The sequence below is a fragment of the Inquilinus sp. genome (assembly GCF_039594555.1).
Classification (GTDB): domain Bacteria; phylum Pseudomonadota; class Alphaproteobacteria; order DSM-16000; family Inquilinaceae; genus Inquilinus.
Genome location: NZ_JBCNNF010000437.1, coordinates 1 through 5,681, shown reverse-complemented (window position 1 = coordinate 5,681; position 5,681 = coordinate 1). Strand labels below are relative to the sequence as shown.

The following is a 5,681-nucleotide window of genomic DNA, read 5'->3' as shown; positions in this document are numbered from 1 at the left end:
GCGCGGCGGACGAGTGTCCGCCAGCGCATTGATACGGCCTACGACCCTGGCGGGAGAGACCGGGACCGCGTGAGCGGAACCGGCGCCGAAGGAGCAAACGCCCCGGAAACTCTCAGGCCAAAGGACCGCCAAGGGTAAGGCACTCTGGAGAGCAGGTCGCGACGCCCGTCGCGGCCTCACCGATGGGGTAAGCCGGACAGAGTTCCCGGCGATTCTCTCAGGTCCCAGACAGAGGGGGTGGCGCGCGGGAATGGTCCCGCACGCCTACCTTTTGTCGACGAGGACCGGGACCGTGACCGATACCCCCCTGCATCGCACGCCGTTGTTCGACCTGCATGTCGAGCTGGGCGGCAAGATGGTCCCCTTCGCCGGCTATGAGATGCCGGTGCAGTACCCGCTGGGCATCCTCAAGGAACATCTGCACACCCGTGCCGAGGCGGGGCTGTTCGACGTCAGCCATATGGGCCAGGCCTGGCTGGAGGCCGAGCCGGGGCAGGACGCGGCGGCGCTGATCGAGACGCTGGTGCCGGGCGACATCGCCGCGCTGGCGCCGGGCCGCATTCGCTACTCCCTGCTGCTGAACGACGAGGGCGGCATCCTCGACGACCTGATGGTCACCCGCACCGCCGACCCGGCGCGGCTGTTCCTGGTGGTCAACGCCGCCTGCAAGGATGCCGATTTCGCCCATATCGCGGCGAAGCTCGAGGGCCGCGCCCGGCTGGTGCGGCTGGACGACCGGGCGCTGGTCGCGCTGCAGGGCCCGAAGGCGGCCGCCGTGCTGGCGCGCCACGCCTTCGGCGCCGATGCCCTCGCCTTCATGGAATCCGGCACCTTCGCCCTCGACCGGGTGGAATGCATGATCAGCCGGTCAGGCTATACCGGCGAGGATGGGTTCGAGATCTCGATCCCGGCCGAGGAGGCCGAGCGCGTCGCCCGGCTGCTGCTGGCCGAGCCGGAGGTGGCGCCGATCGGCCTGGGTGCCCGCGACTCGCTGCGGCTGGAGGCGGGGCTGTGCCTGTACGGCCACGACATCGACACCGGCACCTCCCCGGTCGAGGCCGGCCTGTCCTGGACCATCGGCAAGCGCCGCCGGGCCGAGGGCGGCTTCCCCGGCGCCGACCGCATCCTGAAGCAGTTGGCCGAAGGCCCGGCGCGCAAGCGCGTCGGCATCCGGCCCGAGGGCCGCGCCCCGGCCCGCGAGGGCACGCCGATCCTGGCCCCCGACGGACGCGAGATCGGCCGCATCACCTCCGGCGGCTTCGGCCCCTCGGTCAACGGCCCGGTGGCCATGGGGTATGTCGAGGCCGGCTTTGCCGCGCCCGGCACTGCTGTCACCCTTCAGATCCGCGACAAGGGACATCCGGCCGCGGTGGCCGCGCTGCCCTTCGTCGCGCCGAATTTTCATCGCTGACCGAACGAGGGAGCCAGCAGGATGAGCACGGTTTACTTCACCAAGGACCATGAGTGGATCAGCGTCGACGGCGACACGGGCACCGTCGGCATCACCGCCTTCGCGGCGCGGACGCTGGGCGACGTCGTCTTCGTCGAACTGCCCGAGGCCGGCCGGAAGCTGTCGGCCGGCGACAGCTTCGGCGTGGTCGAATCGGTCAAGGCCGCCAGCGAGGTCTTCGCCCCGGTGTCCGGCGAGATCGTCGCGACGAACGGGGAGATCGCCGACTCGCCAGAGACGGTGAACGAGGACCCGGAGGGCGACGCCTGGTTCATCAAGGTGAAGCTGTCCAACCCCGACGAGCTGAAAGGCCTGATGGATCGGGCCGCCTATGACGAGTTCACCAAGGACCAGAACTGATGCGCTACCTGCCCCTGACCGGGGACGATCGCCGCGAAATGATCGCGGCGATCGGCGCCGGGTCGATCGACGAGCTGTTCCGTGACGTGCCGCAGAGCGCGCGGCTGCCCGGCCCGCTGAAGGAGCTGCCGCCGCACCAGGGCGAGCTGGAGGTGGAGCGGGCGCTGGGCGCCATGGCGGCCAAGAACGTGCCGGCCGGAACCGTGCCCTTCTTCTGCGGCGCCGGCGCCTATCGGCACCACGTCCCGGCCACCGTCGACTACCTGATCCAGCGCGGCGAGTTCCTGACCAGCTACACGCCGTACCAGCCCGAGGTCACCCAGGGCACGCTGCAGTACCTGTTCGAGTTCCAGACCCAGGTCGCGCTGCTGACCGGGATGGAGGTCGCCAACGCCTCGATGTATGACGGATCGACCGCCTGCGCCGAGGCCATCATGATGGCGAACCGCGTGACCCGCCGGTCGCGCGCGGTGATCTCCGGCGGGCTGCATCCCCAGTACCGCGACGTCTGCCGCACCCATGCCGACTTCACCGGCTTCACCCTGGACGAGGCGGTGCCGAATCCCGACGGGGTCGAGGATCTGGCGAGCCGGATCGACGACACGACCTCCTGCGTCGTGGTGCAGAACCCGTCGGTGTTCGGCCATGTCCACGACCTGTCGGCCCTGGCCGAGGCCTGCCACGCCAAGGGCGCGCTGCTGGTCGTCGTGGTCACCGAGGTGGTGTCGCTGGGCCTGATGACCCCGCCGGGCGAGATGGGCGCCGACATCGTGGTCTGCGAAGGCCAGTCGATCGGCAACGCCCTGAACTTCGGCGGCCCCTATGTCGGCCTGTTCGCGACCCGCGAGAAGTTCCTGCGCCAGATGCCGGGCCGGCTGTGCGGCCAGACCGTGGACGCCGAGGGCAAGCGCGGCTATGTGCTGACCCTGTCGACCCGCGAGCAGCACATCCGCCGCGAGAAGGCCACCAGCAACATCTGCACCAACAGCGGCCTGTGCGCCCTGGCCTTCACCATCCATCTCTCGCTACTGGGCGAAGCGGGCTTCACCAAGCTGGCGCGGATCAACCACGCCAAGGCCGTGACCCTGGCGGCCAAGCTGGCCAAGGTGCCGGGCGTGGCGGTGCTGAACGACAGCTTCTTCAACGAGATCACCATCCGCCTGCCGAAGCCGGCCGACCAGGTGATCGACGCGCTGGCCAAGCGGAAAATCCTCGGCGGCGTGCCGGTCAGCCGGATCTACGCCAACCGCCCGGCCTTCGCCGACCTGCTGCTGGTGGCGGCGACCGAGACCAACACCGAGGCCGATATCGACGCGCTGTGCGCCGGCCTGTCGGAGGTGCTGTGATGACCCAGGTAGACACCTTCACCGGCAATCGCGGCCTGGACATCGAAGAGAAGCTGATCTTCGAGCAGGACTCGCCCGGCCATTGCGGCGTCGACCTGCCGGAGCCGTCGACCGCCGAGCTGCGGCTGGGTGGCGTCAAGCCGCGCGCCACGGTCGGCCTGCCCGGCCTGGCCGAGCCGACGGTGATGCGCCACTACACCCGCCTGTCGCGGATGAACATGGCGATCGACACCGCGCTGTACCCGCTCGGCTCCTGCACCATGAAGCACAATCCGCGGCTGAACGAGCGGATGGCGCGGCTGCCCGGCTTCGCCGACATCCACCCGCTGCAGCCGGTCTCGACCGTGCAGGGCGCGTTGGAGCTGATCGACACGCTGGCGCATTGGCTGAAGACGCTGACCAACATGCCGGCCGTGGCCCTGTCCCCGGCCGCCGGCGCGCATGGCGAGCTGTGCGGCATGATGGCGATCCATGCGGCGCAGGAGGCCCGTGGCGAGGGCCATCGCCGGCGGGTGCTGGTGCCGGAATCGGCGCATGGCACCAACCCGGCGACCGCGGCGGCGATCGGCTACACCGTCGACGCCATCCCGGCGACGGCGGACGGCCATGTCGACCTCGACGCGCTGAAGGCCAAGCTGGGGCCGGACGTGGCGGCGATCATGCTGACCAACCCGAACACCTGCGGGCTGTTCGAGCGCGACATCGTCGAGATCGCGCGAGTGGTGCATGAGGCCGGCGCCTTCTTCTACTGCGACGGCGCCAACTTCAACGCCATCGTCGGCCGGGTGCGCCCGGGCGACCTCGGCGTCGACGCCATGCACATCAACCTGCACAAGACCTTCTCCACCCCGCATGGCGGCGGCGGCCCCGGTTCCGGCCCGGTGGTGCTGTCGGCGGCGCTGGCGCCCTACGCCCCGATCTCGGCCGTGGTGCATGACGCCAACGGCTTCCGCGTCGCCGAGCACAAGGGCCGCGACGGCGCGCCGGAGCACAGCTTCGGCCGGCTGAAGGCGTTCCACGGCCAGATGGGTATGTTCGTCCGCGCGCTGGCCTACATGATGAGCCACGGCGCCGACGGGCTGTGGCAGGTGGCCAGCGACGCCGTGCTGAACGCCAACTACGTGCAGGCCCGCCTCAAGGACGTGCTGACCCCGGCCTTCGAGAACGGCTACTGCATGCATGAGGCGCTGTTCGACGACCGGGCGCTGAAGGACACGGGCGTGACCACGCTCGACATCGCCAAGGCGATGATCGACGAGGGCTTCCACCCGATGACCATGTACTTCCCGCTGGTCGTCCACGGCGCCATGCTGATCGAGCCGACCGAGACCGAGAGCAAGGCGACCCTCGACCAGTTCATCGGCATGATGCGGTCGCTGGTGGAGAAGGCGAAGTCCGGCCAGGCGGCGGAATGGTTCAAGGGCGCGCCCTACCACGCCCCGCGCCGGCGGCTGGACGAGACCGGCGCCGCCCGCAAGCCGGTGCTGCGCTGGACGCCCGAGGCGCCGCTGGCCCAGGCGGCGGAGTAACCCGGAATACCGGCCCCGCTGCCATGGCGCGGGGCCGGTTTCCCATCATGGCGGGGGAGTCGGGCAAGGTTCGGCCCGGCCATCGCCATGAAATCTTGCCGGCATCGCAAAACCGTCTTCCAACCACCGCCCTGGCATTGCATCATCGCGTCGCGCCGATACGCGCGACACGCCTGAGGGGGCGAGATGGGGGTACGATGGCTCGCAAGGCTGTGACGAGCGTGCAGGCGCAGGCCATCGGCCCCTATTCGCACGGCGTGGTCGGGCGCAGCGACCTGCTCTTCCTCTCCGGCCAGACCCCGATCGACCCGGCCACCGGCCGCTTGGTCGAGGGCGACGCCACCGTCCAGACCGAGCGGTGCCTGGCCAATCTGCGCCATGTGCTGGAGGCGGCGGACCTGACCTTCGATGCGGTGGTGAAGGTCAATGTGTTCCTGACCGACATGGCCGATTTCGCCGCCATGAACGCGGTCTATGAGCGCCATTTCCGGGCGCCCTACCCGGCCCGCTCGACCATCGGCGTCGCCGCCCTGCCGCTCGGCGCCCGGGTCGAGATCGAGATGATCGCCGCGATGCCGCGGGAGTGACGGGCGGTCCTTTCCGGACCGCTACTGCAGATACCCCCAGCGCTCCACCGCCGGCTCCGCGGTCGCCCATTTCCAGGTGTCGCCTTGGCGGCAGATGCTGCCGACGACGATCGTGCGGGTGGCCTTGGCGCCCTCGCCCTCCTCGATCGTCACCAGCACTTCCTTGCAGCTGGCGATCGGCGTCTCGATCGCCCGGGTGACCTGGACCGCGCCGTTCTCGTCGGCATAGCCGAAGGGCAGGTCGTGCTCGACCCGCCACAGCTGGGTGTCGCCCTCGCGCATCCGGCCGGCGACGCCGGCGATCACGTCCTGCTCGTCCTGGTGCAGGTCGCGCATCACGTATTTCACCCCGGCCGCCACCGCCGCCCGGGTGCCCATGCCGACGCTGTAGCCGACGATCGGGTTGGCG

Annotated in this window: 6 protein-coding genes and 1 riboswitch; of the genes, 5 read left to right on the top strand and 1 reads right to left on the bottom strand. The window is 70.0% G+C overall.

The features are described from left to right. Window positions 1–40: 40 nt before the first annotated feature. Window positions 41–138: riboswitch (glycine riboswitch) on the top strand. A gap of 112 nt (window positions 139–250) precedes the next feature. From gcvT to ABDW35_RS30975, 5 genes are all read left to right on the top strand, one after another. Then, the gene (gene gcvT, locus ABDW35_RS30995) at window positions 251–1,411 is read left to right on the top strand and encodes a glycine cleavage system aminomethyltransferase GcvT (protein ID WP_343717700.1); all 1,161 of its coding nucleotides are present in this window, start codon (window positions 251–253) and stop codon (window positions 1,409–1,411) included. Between the two features lie 21 nt (window positions 1,412–1,432). Continuing rightward, a complete protein-coding gene (gene gcvH / locus ABDW35_RS30990) occupies window positions 1,433–1,810 on the top strand; it encodes a glycine cleavage system protein GcvH (protein WP_343717699.1) in 378 nt (125 codons plus the stop codon). Beyond that, window positions 1,810–3,156 carry an aminomethyl-transferring glycine dehydrogenase subunit GcvPA gene (gene gcvPA, locus ABDW35_RS30985; RefSeq protein WP_343717698.1) on the top strand — a complete coding sequence of 449 codons (1,347 nt, stop codon included), beginning with the start codon at window positions 1,810–1,812 and terminating at the stop codon, window positions 3,154–3,156. Before gcvH ends, gcvPA begins: the two co-directional genes overlap by 1 nt. Further along, complete coding sequence (gene gcvPB / locus ABDW35_RS30980; protein WP_343717697.1) at window positions 3,156–4,685, top strand: aminomethyl-transferring glycine dehydrogenase subunit GcvPB; 1,530 nt, start codon at window positions 3,156–3,158, stop codon at window positions 4,683–4,685. Before gcvPA ends, gcvPB begins: the two co-directional genes overlap by 1 nt. A 197-nt stretch (window positions 4,686–4,882) precedes the next feature. After that, entirely contained in the window at window positions 4,883–5,272 is a 390-nt protein-coding gene (locus ABDW35_RS30975; RefSeq protein WP_343717696.1) for a Rid family detoxifying hydrolase, read from the top strand. A gap of 21 nt (window positions 5,273–5,293) precedes the next feature. On the opposite strand, the gene ABDW35_RS30970 is transcribed toward ABDW35_RS30975, so the two are convergent. Then, on the bottom strand, window positions 5,294–5,681 hold a 388-nt coding region (locus tag ABDW35_RS30970), incomplete at its 5' end, for a hypothetical protein (protein ID WP_343717695.1).